Annotated in this window: 16 protein-coding genes; 9 read left to right on the forward strand and 7 right to left on the reverse strand. The window is 60.8% G+C overall.

Annotated elements, in window-relative coordinates:
- Nucleotides 1-90 precede the first annotated feature (90 nt).
- Complete coding sequence (locus RAN89_RS01205; protein WP_313867874.1) at nucleotides 91-1,410, forward strand: porin family protein; 1,320 nt, start codon at nucleotides 91-93, stop codon at nucleotides 1,408-1,410.
- A 23-nt stretch (nucleotides 1,411-1,433) separates the two neighbouring features.
- Nucleotides 1,434-2,201 (forward strand): FecR family protein, encoded by a 768-nt coding sequence (locus RAN89_RS01210; protein ID WP_313867875.1) that lies wholly within the window; start codon nucleotides 1,434-1,436, stop codon nucleotides 2,199-2,201.
- 42 nt (nucleotides 2,202-2,243) lie between these two features.
- Here the strand turns inward: RAN89_RS01210 and RAN89_RS01215 are convergent, their stop codons facing one another.
- Nucleotides 2,244-5,348 carry an L-glutamate gamma-semialdehyde dehydrogenase gene (locus RAN89_RS01215; RefSeq protein WP_313867876.1) on the reverse strand — a complete coding sequence of 1,035 codons (3,105 nt, stop codon included), beginning with the start codon at nucleotides 5,346-5,348 and terminating at the stop codon, nucleotides 2,244-2,246.
- A gap of 364 nt (nucleotides 5,349-5,712) precedes the next feature.
- Here RAN89_RS01215 and RAN89_RS01220 point away from each other — a divergent pair, with 364 nt between their 5' ends.
- Genes RAN89_RS01220 through RAN89_RS01230 form a run of 3 tightly spaced genes read left to right on the forward strand, consistent with a single transcriptional unit; the run spans nucleotide 5,713 to nucleotide 9,327 of the window.
- Nucleotides 5,713-7,677, forward strand: coding sequence for a methyl-accepting chemotaxis protein (locus tag RAN89_RS01220; RefSeq protein ID WP_313867877.1), 1,965 nt, complete (start codon nucleotides 5,713-5,715; stop codon nucleotides 7,675-7,677).
- Between the two features lie 9 nt (nucleotides 7,678-7,686).
- Nucleotides 7,687-8,157: an Lrp/AsnC ligand binding domain-containing protein gene (locus RAN89_RS01225; RefSeq protein ID WP_087495399.1), complete on the forward strand. Its 471-nt coding sequence runs from the start codon at nucleotides 7,687-7,689 to the stop codon at nucleotides 8,155-8,157.
- A gap of 42 nt (nucleotides 8,158-8,199) precedes the next feature.
- The gene (locus RAN89_RS01230) at nucleotides 8,200-9,327 is read left to right on the forward strand and encodes an ABC transporter substrate-binding protein (RefSeq protein ID WP_313867878.1); all 1,128 of its coding nucleotides are present in this window, start codon (nucleotides 8,200-8,202) and stop codon (nucleotides 9,325-9,327) included.
- On the opposite strand, the gene RAN89_RS01235 is transcribed toward RAN89_RS01230, so the two are convergent.
- Nucleotides 9,324-10,022 carry a YggS family pyridoxal phosphate-dependent enzyme gene (locus RAN89_RS01235; RefSeq protein WP_313867879.1) on the reverse strand — a complete coding sequence of 233 codons (699 nt, stop codon included), beginning with the start codon at nucleotides 10,020-10,022 and terminating at the stop codon, nucleotides 9,324-9,326. The genes RAN89_RS01230 and RAN89_RS01235 overlap by 4 nt on opposite strands.
- 46 nt (nucleotides 10,023-10,068) lie before the next feature.
- Between RAN89_RS01235 and RAN89_RS01240 the strand changes: the two genes are divergently transcribed.
- From RAN89_RS01240 to RAN89_RS01250, 3 genes are all read left to right on the forward strand, one after another.
- Nucleotides 10,069-11,112, forward strand: a complete 1,044-nt coding sequence (locus RAN89_RS01240) for a type IV pilus twitching motility protein PilT (protein ID WP_313867880.1) — start codon at nucleotides 10,069-10,071, stop codon at nucleotides 11,110-11,112.
- 155 nt (nucleotides 11,113-11,267) lie between these two features.
- A complete protein-coding gene (locus RAN89_RS01245; RefSeq protein ID WP_087495403.1) occupies nucleotides 11,268-12,404 on the forward strand; it encodes a PilT/PilU family type 4a pilus ATPase in 1,137 nt (378 codons plus the stop codon).
- Between the two features lie 3 nt (nucleotides 12,405-12,407).
- Nucleotides 12,408-13,334 (forward strand): NAD(P)-dependent oxidoreductase, encoded by a 927-nt coding sequence (locus RAN89_RS01250; protein WP_313867881.1) that lies wholly within the window; start codon nucleotides 12,408-12,410, stop codon nucleotides 13,332-13,334.
- A 50-nt stretch (nucleotides 13,335-13,384) separates the two neighbouring features.
- On the opposite strand, the gene RAN89_RS01255 is transcribed toward RAN89_RS01250, so the two are convergent.
- The 3 genes from RAN89_RS01255 to RAN89_RS01265 are packed head-to-tail and all read right to left on the reverse strand — an operon-like array spanning nucleotide 13,385 to nucleotide 15,055.
- Nucleotides 13,385-14,014, reverse strand: a complete 630-nt coding sequence (locus tag RAN89_RS01255; protein WP_313867882.1) for a BON domain-containing protein — start codon at nucleotides 14,012-14,014, stop codon at nucleotides 13,385-13,387.
- Nucleotides 14,011-14,610: a phosphoheptose isomerase gene (locus RAN89_RS01260; RefSeq protein WP_313867883.1), complete on the reverse strand. Its 600-nt coding sequence runs from the start codon at nucleotides 14,608-14,610 to the stop codon at nucleotides 14,011-14,013. Before RAN89_RS01260 ends, RAN89_RS01255 begins: the two co-directional genes overlap by 4 nt.
- A gap of 58 nt (nucleotides 14,611-14,668) precedes the next feature.
- On the reverse strand, nucleotides 14,669-15,055 hold the full coding sequence (locus RAN89_RS01265; RefSeq protein WP_313867884.1) for a YraN family protein: 387 nt from the start codon (nucleotides 15,053-15,055) through the stop codon (nucleotides 14,669-14,671).
- Here RAN89_RS01265 and rsmI point away from each other — a divergent pair, their 5' ends adjacent.
- A complete protein-coding gene (gene rsmI / locus RAN89_RS01270) occupies nucleotides 15,056-15,979 on the forward strand; it encodes a 16S rRNA (cytidine(1402)-2'-O)-methyltransferase (protein WP_313867885.1) in 924 nt (307 codons plus the stop codon).
- Here the strand turns inward: rsmI and RAN89_RS01275 are convergent.
- Both RAN89_RS01275 and RAN89_RS01280 read right to left on the reverse strand, forming a co-directional pair.
- On the reverse strand, nucleotides 15,976-16,614 hold the full coding sequence (locus RAN89_RS01275; protein ID WP_313867886.1) for a 2-dehydro-3-deoxy-6-phosphogalactonate aldolase: 639 nt from the start codon (nucleotides 16,612-16,614) through the stop codon (nucleotides 15,976-15,978). The genes rsmI and RAN89_RS01275 overlap by 4 nt on opposite strands.
- Nucleotides 16,614-17,528, reverse strand: coding sequence for a 2-dehydro-3-deoxygalactonokinase (locus tag RAN89_RS01280; RefSeq protein WP_313867887.1), 915 nt, complete (start codon nucleotides 17,526-17,528; stop codon nucleotides 16,614-16,616). Before RAN89_RS01280 ends, RAN89_RS01275 begins: the two co-directional genes overlap by 1 nt.
- Between the last annotated feature and the right edge of the window lie 61 nt (nucleotides 17,529-17,589).

Consider the following 17,589-nt stretch of genomic DNA (forward strand, 5'->3'; position numbering starts at 1 on the left):
TTGCCGGCTATGGCTTTTTGCCATCGCCAACGTATCAATCTAAAATTGTGAGAAGGCATGCAGGTTGGGTACCTACATCAGGGAGAAGCAATGAAATTTGTACGAGTTTGCGTGATGGCGGGCTGGATTCCACTCAGTCTCGCTGCACACGCAGAGATGGATGATGCCGTCATCAAGGCCATGGCGGACACTTTAGCCGGCAAGCCCGCGGAGGCGTTTGAAGCACTATCGGCTCTGGAAGAACGGCGTGCGGGAGACCCCGACTTTGACCTCGCTTTAGGCATTGCCGCCAATCGCACCAAGAAATTCAGCCGGGGCATCTTTGCATTGGAGCGGGTATTGCTCGCCCAACCTCAAAACAAACAGGCGAGCATCGAGCTGGCACGGGCGCTGTATGCGGTAGGACAAGGCGGTCAAGCCCGCGAGGTTTTGAACCGTGCGCGGGAAGACGGTGCGCCGGTCGAAGTGTCAAGCACCATGGACCAGTTTCTTCAGTCTCTCGACAAAGTGGATGCCAAGGGGCGACGCAACTTCAAAGCCTACCTCGAAGGTGCCATCGGCATGGATACCAACGTCAACGGCGCACCCAATGATGACTCTGTGGCCGTCCCTGCCTATAGCGGATCTGTTGTGTCATTGAACGCCGATGGCGTCAAAGTCAGGGCTAACTTTGCCAATCTGCGCGCAGGCATCTCTAACCGGTTTGCGATCACGCCCGAATGGTCTTTGATCGGTCGCGCCAGCGCCAATTTGCGGGCCAATGATTCCAACGCCAATCAGTTCGACACACGCAGTTATGCCGCTTTGGGCGGGGTTGCATACCGGCACGAAAAGAATGAATTCAGTCTCGGCTGGCAAGCTGTCAATGAAGAGCTCTACAGCAATGCATTCCGGCAACAGGGCGGGCTTGTGGGCGAGTGGATTTACCGCCTCGATGGTTTCCGTCAGTTCGGCACCTTTGTGCAGCTCAGTGAAGTTCGCTATGCCAGCCAGGCGGTGCGTGACATGAAGCGCCAAGTCATCGGTAGCACGTATGTGCAGGTCTTTCCGTCCGGAGTCACGGCTTACGGCGGTCTGTACATGGGCAATGAACGGCCATTTGATAGCGACCAGTATGTGCTCGGCCACAACTTGGGTGGCCTGCGCCTGGGCGCGCAAATGGCATGGACCTCCAACCTCTCCGGATTCGCCAGTGTGGGCTGGGAAGACCGGACGTACGGGGGCGACGACAGCCTGTTTCAGACAACGCGCAGCGACAAGCAAAGCATGATTGACCTGGGGCTTTCTTGGGTGCCTGCGCCCCAATGGCGTGTGACACCGGTGGTCTCGTGGGTTCGCACCGACTCGACCATCAGCATCAACTCTTACGCCAAGACCAGCGCCTCCGTCGCCGTGCGGCGCGATTTTTAAGCGCCGTGCAAGGAGCTCACACCATGACCATCCTGTCCTTCACTCGCGCTGCCGGCGCTTTGGCTTTCGTGGCAGCCCTCGGCTGGGTACCTGCCACCGGACATGCGGCGGCGGGCATCGCCCAATTCACCTTCGGCGAAGTACAAGTCCAGCGCTCCGGCAAGAACGCGCCCTTGATCAAAGGGGATTCCATCGAGAGCGGCGACGTCCTGAACACAGGGCCGCAGGGGCGCGCCCAAGTCAAGTTCACCGATGGCGGCGTCATGTCGCTCAGCCCGGACAGTCAGCTGGTGATTCAGCGCTACAACGATGCCAAGGACGGCTCCCAGGACAGCTTTCTGGTGAACTTTGTCCGCGGGGGCTTGCGCGCCATTACCGGACTGATAGGGAAGCGCAACCGCGACAACTACAAGGTGCAAACCTCTGCGTCCACCATCGGCATTCGCGGTTCGGGCTTCAGCAGCGTCTACAACCCGGATGGCACGGTCACCGTCTCCGGTGAGCTCGACGAGATCGAGGTGTGTACCAAAGCCGGGTGCATTGGCCTTGGGGTGGGCCAATCCGTGGTAGTTCAAGGCAACGAACTTCTCCCGATCATGACGTCGCCCCAAGCCACCCTGGAACTGCCCGATTTGCGTCAGACCATCACCATTGGCGGGAACAACGTCAATAGCGAGGGCAAGGCCGCCATCGTGCCATCGTGTACCACCAGCAACCCCAATCCAAACCCCAATCCCAGTCCTGCCGCTGTGACTGCCTCGCCCAGCGTGAGCGCGGGTTGCCTGTTTTAAGCTGCCTACCCAAGGGCACCCCGCGCCATTGGGTAGAGGCACTCAGTGCAAGCTCGCCAGCAAGGCCGCGTTACCACCTGCGGCCGTGGTATTCACGGTCACGGTCTGCTCCGCGCAGAAGCGGTACAGGTAGTGCGGGCCACCAGCCTTGGGGCCGGTGCCGGAGAGGCCTTCTCCACCAAAGGGCTGCACGCCCACCACAGCGCCAATCATGTTGCGGTTGATATAGATGTTGCCCACGTGTGCGGCAGCAGCCAGTGCCTGCGCACGGCTGTCGATGCGGGTCTGGATACCCAATGTCAGGCCGTAACCCAGCGCGTTGATTTGGGCGATTACGTCTTCCGGGTTGCCGTCCCAGCGCACCACTTGCAGCACCGGGCCGAAGATTTCGGCCTTCACATGTGCAATGCTCGCCACCTCAAACGCATGGGGAGCAATCAGGTTTGCTATGAGCGGGCGCGGCAACGCGCTTTGCTCCGTGTCCCCCGCCCGATTTGCGGGCTCCTCCTTGACCTGCGCAAACCGCGTTGCCACGCCCGCTCCGACCAGCACTTTTGATTCCATCTGAAGACGGCTGATGTGGCGCTGGATGTTGTCGAACGCCTCACGGTCAATCACCGGGCCGAGGTCGGTGGCCAGGTCGGCGGGGTCGCCGGCCTGCAGTTCCTGGGCTGCGCCTTGCAGCATCTCGATCACGCCATCGGCAATTGCGCTGTGCACCACCAGCAGGCGCAGCGCAGAGCAGCGCTGGCCGGCGGAGCGGAAGGCACTCATGACCACCGCGTCCACCACCTGCTCGGGCAGTGCGCTGCTATCCACCAGCATGGCGTTGATGCCGCCCGTTTCGGCAATCAGCGGGACGATGGGGCCGTCTTTGGCAGCCAGCGCACGCTGGATGATTTTGGCCACTTGAGTGGAACCGGTGAACACCACTCCAGCCACGCCGGGCTGAGCGACGAGTGCCGCACCCACGGTTTCGCCAGCGCCGTGCAAGAGCTGCAACGCGTCAGCTGGCACACCGGCAGCCACCATCAAATCGACAGCGGCTTTTGCCACGCCGGGCGTTTGCTCGGCGGGTTTGGCCATTACGGTGTTGCCGGTAGCTAGCGCCGCTGCGACCTGACCCATGAAGATGGCGAGTGGGAAGTTCCAAGGACTGATACACACCCAGACTCCGCGCGCGGTCAGGCGCAAGGTGTTGGTCTCACCGGTTACGCCGTATTGGTAGCCCGCCTGCGCGTTGGCGACGACGGGGCAGCTGATGGGCTGCATGATGCGCTGCGCCTCGTCGGCGTAATAGCGCAAGAAGTCCACCGCCTCGCGCACTTCGCTGACCGCGTCGCCCCAAGTCTTGAAGGCTTCTTTCACCAAGAGCGCGCAGAACTGCGGCATCGCGGCTTGCAGCGCATCGGCCGCACGGCGCAGAGTGGCAGCGCGCTCTTCCACCGGCACTTTGCTCCACTTTTGGTAGCTGCTCGCGCAAGCCACATAGGCGCCAGGGATGTTTTTGACATCAAACTCCGGCACCACCGGTACGGAGGCGGTCTGCAACGCGGCCAAGAGTGGGTTGCGCATGGCGGCCACGGTCAGGTCCAGACCGGTGCTATTGGCGCGGCTGCCGGGGTGCTTGCCGAACAGGTCGGCGGGCAGCGGCAGGCTGGGGTGTGGCTCCAGGCGCAAAGGTGAAATCAGCAGCTCGCCCATACCCACCGATTCGTCGGCGAGCTGGTGCACAAAGCTGGAATTGGCGCCGTTCTCCAGCAGGCGGCGCACCAGGTAAGCCAGCAAGTCTTTGTGTGCGCCCACCGGGGCGTAGACGCGGCAGGCCACCAACGGGTTTTTGAGCACTTCGCGGAAGATGCCCTCGCCCATGCCGTGCAGGCGCTGCAGCTCAAAGGGCGCACCCGTTTTGGCGCCCATTTGAAGGATGGCCGCAATGGTGCCGGCGTTATGGCCGGCGAACTGGGGGTAAATGGCATCGGGCACCGCCAGCAGCGCACGGGCGCAGGCCAGGTAGGACACATCGGTGTGGTGCTTGTGGGTGAACACGGGGTAATGCGGCAGGCCCAGCTCTTGGGCGCGTTTGACTTCGGCATCCCAATACGCGCCCTTGACCAGGCGGCACATCAGCTTGATTTTGTATTTGCGAGCCAGTGCGGTGACGTGGGCTATCAGCTCCAGCGCGCGAGTCTGGTAGGCCTGCATGGCCAGCCCCAGCCCCGCCCACTGGGGGCAGTGCGCAGCCACTTGCGCCAACAGGGCCTCCAGCACTTCGAGCGACAGCTCTAGGCGATCCACCTCTTCGGCGTCGATGGTGAGGTTGATGTTGGCGGCAGCGGCGGCTTCGCACAGCGTCCAGACGCGGGGCACCAACTCGTCCAAGACTGCTTGGCGATGTGCGTCTTCATAGCGCGGGTAGAGGGCGCTGAGCTTGATGGAAATTCCATCGTTTTCGGCCAGAGCGCCCGTCTTGTTTGCGCGAGCAGCTATGAATTCAATAGCGTCCGCATAGCTCTTGAGGTAGCGCAGCGCGTCCTTGTCAGTACGGGCGCCTTCGCCCAGCATGTCGTAGCTGAAGCGCACATTGGCCTTTTTGCGAGACACATCGGCCTCTTTCATCGCCTCCGGCATGGTCTGGCCGAGCACAAATTGGCGCCCCAGCAACTGCACCGCGCGCAGCGTGGCGGCCACCACCGTACGGGCGCCGAGCTTGGCCATCAAGCCGGGCTCGTTTTGCGCATCCGGCAAAAAGTGTTTGGACAGGGCAATGGCGGTGCTGGACAGGCGGGAGAGCACCTTGTCGCCGCTGGCCTCAAAGTCGGCGCGGCCGAGCTGGTCGGTGGTGAGCGCAATCGCGGTTTCGGCATCGGGCACGCGCAGCAGGGCTTCGGCAAGGCGCATCAGGGCCAGGCCCTCAGCGCTGGAGATGGGGTATTCCTTGAGCAGACTCTCCATCGCCCAGAAGGGGGGCGGGTTGTCGCGCACCGCTTGCACCCAAGGCTCGGCGCTGCGAGCGGCGTGGGCCCAGTCGAGCGCGCCATCCAGCATCTGCAAGCGGTGGGAAACGACCTCGTCTTCCGCACGGTAAGGCATGGGTAGGCGGGGTGGAACGGAGGTGAACGTGGTGGAACAGGTGGGGGAAGACATAGCGACTCCTGCGCATTGCAATGATTTGATTAATCGCTATTCTTCCAACTATTGAAATGAGTTTTTATCCAAAATTTCATTGAAAAGTAGTGATTTAATCTGCAACCAGTTCAACAACTGCTTTGAACCACTCCCCCCCGATCGAATCCTTGTTTGACACACAGGCTTCCCCATCAAACTCCACCGTGTTTTCTCCGAGGAATCCGAGGAGCGATTTTTCGGCATCTCCACTCCTCGTGGTGGGTTCGCGGTCAAGTCATCAAATCCTCCGGAATGAGGCGACAAAGCCCTTTTCAAAATCGTTTGAACGTGTTCCGCACCGTTATGATGCATTTAAATTAACCCGCTTGATAAAGGGGATTTCGTGAGCAAGACAACGTTGGCCGGCGACGCCGGGTTTGGTTCTTTCTTTCGCTACCACGGCTGGTTGTCCCCCGGCGTCCGCTTGTTCCGCAAGCTGAACTTCCCTGCCAAATCCGCGTGGATTGCGGTGATGTTCCTGATTCCCATCGTGCTATTGATTGCGGACACTTGGAACAACACCCGCGCTCAGGTCGTCACCACCGAACACGAGCTGCAAGGTGTGGCCTACGTCAAACCATTGCACGAATTGATCCGCCAAGCGCAGCTGCGGCGGCTCAACGCCATCACCAAATCCCCCGAACTCAGCGCCAGCCAAACCGCAGTCACCCAGGCGTTCGCCAAGCTGCAAGCCGTGGACAAGGCATTGAGCAAGGACCTGGATACCGCTGAAGCGCTGGGCAAGGTTGAGAAACTGCACCAGGCCTTGTTGGCCAACCCCAATGGCAAAGACGAGGAAGAGACGTTTGAAGTCCATAACGACTTCATCGATGCGCTGATCAAGTTGGGCGAGCATGTCGCCGACAGTTCAGAACTGGCGCTGGACCCGCAGCTGGAGACTTACTACCTGATGGTGTACTCAATACTGTACGGCCCTCAGCAAATGGAAAACGTGTCAGAGTTATCCGCATTGGGTTGGGCAGCCTTGAAAGCCGGGTCTAAAGACGACTACGTTGACTCTCGTATTAACGAGGACTTCGGCATTTTGCGCTTCGTAGACAACATTGTCGAAAACGCCTACATCCGCAGCACCGGCGGCACCCCCGAGGCGGATGCGAAATTCGGCATGAAGGCCAATGACGACGCATATGACGCCTTCCAAGAAGCAACCAAAAAGCAGGTACTTGGAAGCAGTACTGCAGGCGACGCCGATGCCTATCTCAAGATGGGATTGGCCTCTCTGGAAGCCGAGCGCCAACTTAACGAGAAGATGCTCGCACAGCTCGAACTTCGCTTGGGCGAGCGCATCGCTGATCTGCGCATGAGCTTTTGGACTCGACTCGACATTGCCGCATTTTCCGTGGCCATTGCCTTCTACATGCTCCTGGCGTTCTACAAGGTGATGATGGGTGGCTTGCGTGAAGTCACCGGCCACCTGGAGCAAATCACCAAGGGCAACCTGGTCACCGCACCGACGCCTTGGGGCAAGGATGAGGCTGCGCACCTCATGATCACTCTGCGCGACATGGAAGCCAGCCTGCGTGTGATCGTGCGCAACACCCTGGACGGCGCTGGCAACGTGAATACGGCCAGTGAAGAGATTGCCTCCGCCTCGCAAGACCTGTCCCGCCGCACCGAGGCCAGCGCTGCTGCGCTGGAACAAACTGCAGCCACCATGACGCAAATCTCAGAGACCGTGCAGCGCACCTCGGACACGGTCAGTGGCGCGGCTGACATCGTGCGCTCCAACGCCCAATCCGCCAAGCGCGGCGGCGAGGTCATCTCGCAGGTGGTGAGCACCATGCAGGGCATCAATGCCTCGTCCAACAAGATTGCCGACATCATCAGCGTGATTGACGGCATTGCCTTCCAGACCAACATCCTGGCCCTGAACGCGGCGGTGGAAGCCGCCCGCGCAGGCGAGCAAGGCCGCGGCTTTGCGGTAGTGGCATCTGAAGTACGCTCGCTCGCGGGCCGCAGTGCCGAGGCGGCCAAGGAAATCAAGAGCCTGATTACCGCCAGCATCGAGCAAGTGGAACGCGGCAGCCTGGTGGTGGGCGAAGCAGGCAAGACCATTGAAGACATCGTGACGAACGCCGCCCGCATCGACAGCCTGATGACCGAAATTGCGAATGCCACCAAGGAGCAATCTTTGGGTGTGAACCAGGTAGGCGCGGCTGTGCACGACTTGGACCAGAACACCCAGCAGAACGCTGCGCTGGTGGAAGAAACTGCGGCAGCAGCCACCGCACTGTCTGAGCAAGCCTCCCGCCTGGCCGAAGAGGTGTCCTTCTTCAAGCTGAAGTAAGCTCACGGTGTGATTGACCACATCGAACTTGACCGCATCGACCTGCGCATCCTGAGCTGCTTGCAAGCAGACGGGCGCATTGCCAACCTGAAGCTGGCGGAAACGGTGGGCCTCTCCCCCACCGCAGTGCTGGCCCGTGTACAGAAGCTCAGCAAAGAGGGCTATATCCTCGGCTACGAAGCCCGCCTGAACCCACTCAAGCTGGGCGCCGGGATGATGGTGTTTGTAGAGGTGTTGCTGGACCGCACCACGCCCAATGTCTTTGAGGCCTTCAAGGCCGCGGTACAAGTGCATTCGGAAATCATGGAGTGCCACATGGTGGCTGGCGGCTTTGACTACCTGCTCAAAACCCGCATGGCCGACATGGCCGCTTACCGCCACTTTGCAGGCACGGTGCTCTGGCAATTGCCCGGTGTGCGCGAAACCCGCACTTACGCGGTGATGGAAGAAGTGAAGAACACAACCCATCTCAAGTTGTAACAGGCGACACAGCTGTTACAACTATTCAGGGACAATGACCGGATGCTTAATCGACGTCATTTCACCCTGGCCGCCGGCGCTACCGCGCTGACCGGTTTCCCCGCAGTTCACGCCCAGTCCGACAGGATCGTGCTTGGCCAGTCTGCCGCGTTCACCGGCCCCGCCGCTCAACTGGGCATCCAGCTCCACGCAGGGGCCAAACTGTTCTTTGACCAGCTCAATGCCCAAGGCGGCATCGGCGGGCGCAATGTGGAGATCCGCAAGCTGGACGACGGCTATGAACCCGCACGTTGCGAGGAAAACACCCGCAAGTTGCTGGAAGAGGACGTAGCCGCACTGTTTGCTTTTGTGGGCACCCCCACCAGCGCCGTGGCCCTGCCCCTGGCCATCAAGGCCCGGGTACCGTTTATTGCCCCGTTTACCGGCGCCATGGCACTGCGCAACCCGTTTAACCGCTACGCCTTCCACGTACGCGCCTCGTACAACGACGAGACTGCCCTTATCGTCAAACAACTGCACAACATGGGCATTACCAAAGTCGCGGTGTTCTACCAGAACGACGCTTACGGCAAAGCCGGTCTGGACGGCGTGCAAGCGGCATTGACCGCCCTGAACCTCAAACCGGTGGCACTGGCGACCGTGGAGCGCAATTCGGTGGATGTGGCCAAGGCGGTAGAGACCCTCAATGCAGCGGCCCCAGAGGCGGTGGTACAGATCACTGCGTACAAGTCCAGCGCGGCTTACATCCGTGCGGCCCGCAAAGCAGGCTATGGCGGCGGCTTTTACAACGTGTCCTTCGTAGGTACGCAAGCCCTGGCCGACGAGCTGGGCAAGGACGGCGCCGGCGTCGTGGTGTCCCAGGTGGTGCCTTCGCCCTATGTGGGCAACAAGGCGATATCACGCGAATTCGCCGAGGCTGTACGCAAGACCAACGGCGCTGTGCAAGCCAACTTTTCCAGCATGGAGGGCTATATCGCCGCCAAAGTGGTCGCCGAGGCGCTACGTCGCAGCGGCGGCAAAGGCGGAGCGGACTCCCTGATTGCTGCCATGGAGAGCATCAATGGTCAGCCTTTCGGCGGCTTCAATGTGAACTTCTCCAAGTCGGACCACGCCGCCTCCACCTTTGTGGAAATGTCCATGCTGACCGGCGACGGCCGGGTGCGTACCTAGGCAGACGCCGGGGTAGGGCGGGCTCCGAAAATGGCGCTGCCCACCCTCACCATGGTGCTGCCACCGGCTACGGCGGCATCCAGGTCACCGCTCATGCCCATGGAGAGGGTATCGAGCGGCAGCCCTTGCGCCACCATGGCATCAAATACGGCCTTGGCGCTCATGAATACTGCGCGAGCAGCTACAAAATCAGGAGCGGGCTCCGGAATGCACATGATGCCCCTGAGCTGCAAACGCGGCAGCTGCGCCACTTCCAGCGCCAGCGCCACCGCGTCTTGCGGCGTCACGCCGGACTTGTTGGGGCCGCCGTCCACATTCACCTGGATGCACACCTGCAAAGGCGGCAAGTGCGGCGGGCGCTGGTCGCTCAGGCGCTGGGCAATTTTGAGCCGGTCAACGGTGTGCGCCCACTGAAAATGCTCGGCCACCAAGCGGGTCTTGTTGCTCTGGATGGGCCCAATGCAATGCCATTCGATGGCCAGGGCGCTGAGCGCGGTGATCTTGTCGACCGCTTCCTGGATGTAGTTTTCGCCGAAGGCGCGCTGCCCGGCATCAAACGCCTGCTGCACCGCGTCAGGCCCGAAGGTCTTGGAAACAGCCAAGAGGCGCACGCTGCCCGCCGGCCGTCCGGACTGGGTGCACGCCTGCGCAATACGCTGTGCAACAGCGTGGAGATTGTCCGCAATCATCGTCATAATCTCTCGAGCGTAACAAACCTGCCATTCCCCTAGAGAGGACTCCGTGGACATTACCCAGCTGCTCGCATTTAGCGTCAAAAACAAAGCGTCTGACTTGCACCTCTCGGCAGGACTGCCGCCCATGATCCGGGTGCACGGCGATGTGCGCCGCATCAACGTCGAACCCTTGGACCACAAGCAGGTTCACGCCATGGTGTATGACATCATGAACGACACCCAGCGCAAGATGTATGAAGAGTTTCTGGAAATCGACTTCTCGTTCGAGATTGATGGCCTGGCCCGCTTCCGCGTCAACGCCTTCAACCACAACCGCGGCGCAGGCGCCGTGTTCCGGACGATTCCGAGCAAGATCCTCTCGCTGGAACAGCTCAACGCCCCCCGCATCTTTGCAGACCTGGCCCTGAAGCCCCGCGGTCTGGTGCTGGTGACCGGCCCTACCGGTTCCGGCAAGTCCACGACCCTGGCGGCCATGGTGAACTACCTGAACGAAACCGAGTTCGGCCACATCCTGACGGTGGAAGACCCGATCGAATTCGTGCACGAATCCAAGAAGTGCCTGGTCAACCAGCGTGAAGTCGGCCCCCATACCCTGAGCTTTGCCGCCGCCCTGAAGTCCGCCCTGCGGGAAGACCCGGACGCGATTTTGGTGGGCGAAATGCGCGACCTGGAAACCATCCGCCTGGCCATGACAGCGGCGGAAACCGGCCACTTGGTGTTCGGCACATTGCACACCTCCAGTGCTGCCAAAACCATTGACCGGATCATCGACGTGTTCCCGGCCGAAGAAAAAGAAATGGTGCGGGCCATGTTGTCCGAGTCGCTGCAAGCCGTAATCTCGCAAACCCTGTGCAAAACCAAAGACGGCCAGGGCCGCGTGGCAGCCCACGAGATCATGCTGGGCACCAGCGCGATCCGTAACCTGATCCGCGAAGCCAAGGTCGCGCAGATGTACTCCGCCATCCAGACCGGTAACAGCGTAGGCATGCAAACCCTGGACCAGAACCTCACCGAGCTAGTTAAGCGCAACGTAATCAGCGCGGCCGAAGCACGCAGCAAAGCCAAGATTCCTGAGAACTTCCCAGGGTAACTGTGGAACACCCCCCGGCTCCGCGCACTGCGTGTCGCTGCGCTTTCCCCCTTGCAGGGGGCAATGCCAGTGGCCCAGCAAAGCTGGCTCCACGGCATTTCTGGTTTTGGGCGGATGTGCACGCCACCATGTTTTAGTGAATAGGAGGTGTTCTGATGGAACGCGATCAAGCCACGAAATTTATCAACGATCTGCTCAAGTTGATGGTCAGCCGCAATGGCAGCGACTTGTTCATCACCGCGGAGTTTCCGCCCGCCATCAAGGTAGACGGTAAAGTCACCAAGGTGTCGCCACAGCCGCTGAACTCGGCCCACACCATGGCGCTGGCGCGTTCCATCATGAACGACAAGCAGATTGCCGAGTTCGAGCGCACCAAGGAGAGTAATTTCGCGATTGCACCGGCCACCATCGGCCGGTTCCGGGTCAACGCTTTTATCCAGCAGGGCAAGGTCGGGATGGTGCTGCGCGTGATTCCGCAAGTTCTGCCCACCATCGACGGTCTGGGTGTGCCCCAGGTGCTCAAAGACATTGTGCAAAGCAAGCGCGGACTGTGCATTCTGGTGGGCGCCACCGGCTCCGGCAAATCCACCACGCTGGCTGCCATGGTGGACTGGCGCAATGAGAACTCCTACGGCCACATCATCACTATCGAAGACCCGGTGGAGTTTGTGCATGCTCACAAGAACTGCGTAATCACCCAGCGCGAAGTCGGGTTGGACACGGACAGCTGGGACGCGGCTTTGAAGAACACCTTGCGCCAGGCGCCGGATGTGATTCTGATGGGCGAGATCCGCGACCGCGAGACCATGGAACACGCCATCGCGTTTTCTGAAACCGGTCACCTGTGCCTGGCCACCCTGCACGCCAACAGTGCCAACCAGGCGCTGGACCGCGTGATCAACTTCTTCCCTGAAGAGCGGCGCAGCCAGTTGCTGATGGACTTGTCGCTCAACCTGCGCGCCATGGTGTCCCAGCGCCTGATCCCCAAGCAGGACGGCAAGGGCCGAGTGGCGGCGGTGGAAGTGATGATCAACTCCCCGCTGATCTCTGACCTCATCTTCAAGGGTGAAGTCTCGGAAGTGAAAGAGATCATGAAGAAGAGCCGCCAGGCCGGCATGCAGACCTTCGATCAGGCCCTCTTCGATCTGTACGAGGGCCACGCCATCACCTACGAAGACGCACTGCGCAACGCCGACTCGCTCAACGACTTGCGTCTCCAAATCAAGCTCAACAGCCACCGTGGCAAGTCGCAAGACCTGTCGGCCGGCACTGAGAACTTCGCCATCATGTAAGCCATGCCAAACATCAACGACAAAACCTACGATCCCTCCCCTGCTTACTCGGTTGCCTTTCTGGGCTTGGGGGTCATGGGCTATCCCATGGCCGGTCATTTGGCCCGCGCGGGCCACCAAGTGGCGGTTTACAACCGGACCGCTACTAAATCCATAGCATGGTGCGAAGAATTTGCGGGCGCCAGCAGCCAATTGGGCACACATTCGCACGCAGCTACCCCGCGTGAGACAGTGCAGAACGCGGACATCGTGTTTTGCTGCGTCGGCAACGATGCGGATTTGCGCAGCGTTGTGTTGGGTGCAGATGGCGCCTTTGCGGGCATGAAGCCCGGCGCCATTTTTGTGGACCACACCACCGCTTCTGCCGACGTGGCACGCGAGCTGAGCGCGGTAGCCCAAACGCGGGGCCTGCAGTTTATTGACGCCCCGGTGTCCGGTGGACAAGCGGGCGCACAAAACGGCATGCTCACCGTGATGTGCGGTGGAGACGCCACTGCCTTTGAAGCGGTCAAACCGGTGGCCATGGCCTTTTCCCGGGCGTTCACGCTCTTGGGGGACAGCGGCTCGGGCCAACTGGCCAAGATGGTGAACCAGATATGCATTGCCGGGTTGGTACAAGGCTTGTCGGAAGCGGTAGCTTTCGGTCAGCGTGCCGGGCTGGACATGAACCAGGTGCTGGACGTCATCGGCAAAGGTGCTGCACAAAGCTGGCAGCTGGACAACCGTGGCAAGACCATGGTGGCAGACAAGTTTGACTTCGGCTTTGCGGTGGACTGGATGCGCAAGGACCTGGGTTTGGTGCTGGACGAAGCCAAGCGCAACGGTGCCCGCCTGCCGGTGACGGCGCTGGTCGACCAGTTTTATGCCGATGTACAACTCATGGGTGGCAACCGCTGGGACACCAGCAGCTTGATCAAGCGACTCAAGTAAACGGCAGTTGATTGCCCCCAACAAAAAAGGCCCCGAGGGGCCTTTTTTATTTACCTTTTCTGTTCGGCAGGGGGTTGCTGCGGCAAGGTACGGGCCAGCTCTTCTTCGGAAATGATTTCCAGAATCCGCACCACACGCTGCACACCACTGGTGTTGCTGATGATGTCGGTGGCGCGCTTGGCTTCGCGTGCGGTGACCCGGCCCATCACATAGACCGTGCCGCGCTCGGTGGTCAATTTGAAGGCGCTCGCAAACAGGTCCTTGGCATCCACCAGAGCGGCTTTGGCACGGCCTGTCACCAGCGAATCTGAAGAGCGCTGGGTCAAGGTGGAATTGCCCATCACGTCCAGCTCGTTCACGATGTTGCGCACGTTGTCGACGCCGGACACAATTTTTTCTACCAGCTGTTTGTCCTGCAGGTTGGGCACTTCGCCGGTCAACAGTACCTGGCGGTTGTAGCTGGTCACGTTCACATGCACGCGCTCGCCCAGGTTTTCGCGGATGCGGCTCGAGGCGCGCAATTCAATGCCTTCATCCTCCACCAAACTGCCGGAAGTGCGGCGGTCCGTAGCGACCAGGCTTCCGCCTACTACTGCGCCACCGACCAGCAGGGGGAAGCAGCCGCTCAAGCTGGAGGCAAGCAAGGTACCGATAACAATACGGGAGACGATTTTTTTCATGATTGGGGTTCCTGTTCACCGAGGAGTTGGGCGTCGACTGCGTCACAGATGCAGTGCAGCGCCAAAATATGGACTTCTTGAATACGGGCCGTGCGGTCGTGAGGCACACAAATGTGCACATCGGTATCGCGAAGCACTTGGGCCATTTTGCCGCCGCCTTTGCCGGTCAGCCCGACCACCACCATTTCGCGCTCGTGCGCGGCTTCAATGGCCGCCAGCACATTGGCCGAATTGCCACTGGTCGAGATGGCCAGCAACACATCACCGGGCGCGCCCAAGGCGCGCACCTGGCGGGAGAAGATCACGTTGTAGTCGTAATCGTTGGCTATCGCGGTGATGATGGAGGTGTCGGTGGTCAGCGCAATGGCGCCGAGCTCGGGCCGTTCACGCTCGAACCGACCCACAAATTCTGCAGCGAAGTGTTGGGCGTCTGCCGCCGATCCACCGTTACCGCAGGCCAGCACTTTGCCGCCACTGGTGACGCAGGCCAACATGGCTTGCACTGCGTCTGTGATGGGCTTGCTCAAGCCCTGCGCGGATTGGTATTTGAGGTCCGCGCTGTCGATAAAGTGTTGTTGTATACGTTGTTCCAGCATGGGCGGCATGATACCGTGCCCCCTAGAAGCCCTTGTTACAGCGCGCTTAAGGGTTGTATCAGGATGCGTCAAAGGCAGCGCGCAGCCATTCCACCGCATCACCGTCAATCACCACCACGTCAAACCGGCAAGGTGGCATGGTACGCAAGCCCAACAAGTAGTGCCTGGCGGCGAAGATGATGCGCCGCTGCTTCACATGCCCGATGCTGGCAGCAGCTCCGCCGTGGTCGGTACGATTGCGCTTTCGCACCTCCACGAAGACGAGAGTTCCGTCCTTGTCGCGAAGGATGAGGTCGATTTCTCCGCCACCCCGGCCGGGCGTCCGATAATTGCGCGCAACGAATTGCAGCCCTTTGGCTTGCAAAAAACCCAAGGCCTGCTCTTCTGCCGCATCACCAACCTGTTTGGTGGTGGCGCGGGCCGGTCGTGATGGAAGTAAGCCCATATGAGTGCGTCTTTTTCTTCAGCCATCCAGGCCGCCAAGGATGCGGCCGGTGAGCAGCATTATCCGCAAGGCTGCCTCTATGTGGTCGCCACACCCATTGGCAATCTGGCAGACATCACCCTGCGTGCCCTGCACGTGCTGGGACTCGTTGATTGCATCGCCTGTGAAGACACACGCCACACCCAGCAAATGCTGCGCGCTTATGGCATCGACAAAGCGGGCGCAGCCCTGCTGGCTGTGCACCAGCACAACGAAACCGAAGCGGCGCAGACGGTGATCGCCCGCCTGCGGGAAGGCCAACGCGTGGCCTATGTGAGCGACGCCGGCACACCCGGCGTGAGCGACCCCGGCGCACGGCTGGTGGCCCAAGTGCGGGCGCAAGGCTTGCGCGCTATTCCCCTGCCGGGAGCAAGCAGCGTGGTGACCGCTATTTCTGTAGCCGGTCTGGTCGCTGCGGGCGAAGGCCATGGCGGTTTTGTCTTCCGGGGCTTTCTGTCTTCCAAGGCCACCGAACGTGCGAACGAGGTGGTGGCGATTGCCGCCCAGCCCGACGCAGTGGTGCTGCTCGAGGCTCCACACCGGCTGGAAGCACTGGCCAAGGCGCTTGCACCCCTGGGCGCACGCAAAGTCACGGTAGGCCGGGAACTGACCAAGCAGTTTGAAGAGGTGGCCACCGTCGATGCGAGCGAGTTCAGCGCATGGTTGGCCGCAGATGCCAACCGCTTGCGCGGCGAGTTCGCGCTGGTGATACACCCTGCGGCTGCGGCCGCCAGCACGGCGGATGACCGCGTGCTGAGCTTGCTGCTGGAGCAATTGCCGCTTAAATCAGCCGTGAAGCTGGCCGCCGACATCACCGGCGAGCCGCGCAACGCGCTGTACGAACGGGCACTGCTGCTCAAGCAAGGCTCCACGAGCGAAGACTAGGCCTTGGTGGCTTGCCAGGCCTGCACATAGGCGCTGGCACGATCGTGAACCTGCGCCGCAGTGACGCCCGGTGCGTACAACTGGCTGCCGATGCCGAAGCCTGTGGCGCCGGCTTTGACCCAAGGCCCTATGCTCTCGGGAGTGATGCCTCCCACCGGCCAGAGGTCGGTCCCGGTCGGTACTACAGACTTGAGCGCCTTCAAGCCACCGTGCCCCAGCGACTCTGCGGGGAACAGCTTCAATGCATGCGCGCCGGCCGCCAACGCGGCAAAGGCTTCGGTGGGGGTCGCCACACCAGGGGCTGCCAGCATGCCCAAACCCACGGCACGGCGGATCACAGCCGGTTCGCAATTGGGCGAAACCATCAAGCGGCCACCTGCGGCATGCACAGCATCCACATGGGCCACGGTCAACATGGTTCCACCACCAATCAGGGCATCAGCGCCCAATCCACCTGCGAGAGCAGCTATACATTCGATAGCACCGGGTCGATTCAGCGGTACTTCGAGAGTACGGAAACCAGCCTCAAACAAGGCCTGTCCAATATCCAGTGCCTCTTCAGGCTTGAGCCCCCGCAGAATGGCAATCAAGGGCAAATGTCGGGCTTGCGCCAACAAGGGAAAAACGGAAGTCATCAAGCGCTCCAATGAGAATGAATGTGTTGCACCGCTGCGAGAAAGGCCTGGCGGGCATCCAGAATGTCAAAGCGGCAGCCCAGACGCGAAGCCGCTTTTTGGTACAGCTCTGCTAGCTGCGGGGAGCCGATCAGCTGGAAGGTGGGGACTTCGCCCGTGTCCACGCCGAGGACATCTTTCAACTCGGTACCGATCAGGACGCCGCTCAGATACGACGCAGTGGACTGCGCCGGCATGTCTTTGCTGACCACTCGCGCTCTTGCGCTGAACAACACATGGCTCAAGGCATGGGCACCTGCCGCATCCACGCCCGCTGCAAAGGCTGCGTCGTCCCACTCTGCCTGTCCGCCCGCAGCAGCGGCCAGCGTGCCGTGCTTGCGCAGCAAGTCGTAGAGTTCACCCGTCATGTAAGTGCGCAGTTTGCGTACCACGCCGTCTTGCAGCAGCACCCATTTGCTATGCGTGCCGGGCAACACAAACCAGCCCGATTGGTGCCCCATGGCCCACGCGCCCAGAAGCTGCGTTTCCTCCCCGCGCATCACGTCCGGCACGCCCGCCGAGTTGCGGATGCAATAGCCCGGCAAGAGCAACACGGGTACGGCGGCAGGTGCATCCGGCACTCGAAACGCGTGTTCCGCCAGCGCATGCAGCGGCACCGAGGCATCCACATACGGCACTTCGTGCCAACCCAGTGCGCTGCCCACCATGCCCGAGGCAACCACCAGCGAAGGCGTGGTATTGAGTTGATTCATCGCAGCAACCAATGCCTGCGGAAAGCGCCCTTTGCACGCCATGGCGCCATCGCTGTCGCTCATGTCGCTCAGGCATTCGCCAGAGGGGGTGATGGCATAGGCGCGGCGGTGGGTGGTCCCCCAATCCACACCGACAATGGACGCAGAAGGTTTCAAAGACATAAGGAATTGAGCCTGTGTTGAGTGCCCCGATTTAAACATATGATGATTCATCGGGTTTCCA

The organism is Rhodoferax mekongensis, assembly GCF_032191775.1.
GTDB classification, from domain to species: Bacteria; Pseudomonadota; Gammaproteobacteria; order Burkholderiales; family Burkholderiaceae_C; genus Allorhodoferax; species Allorhodoferax mekongensis.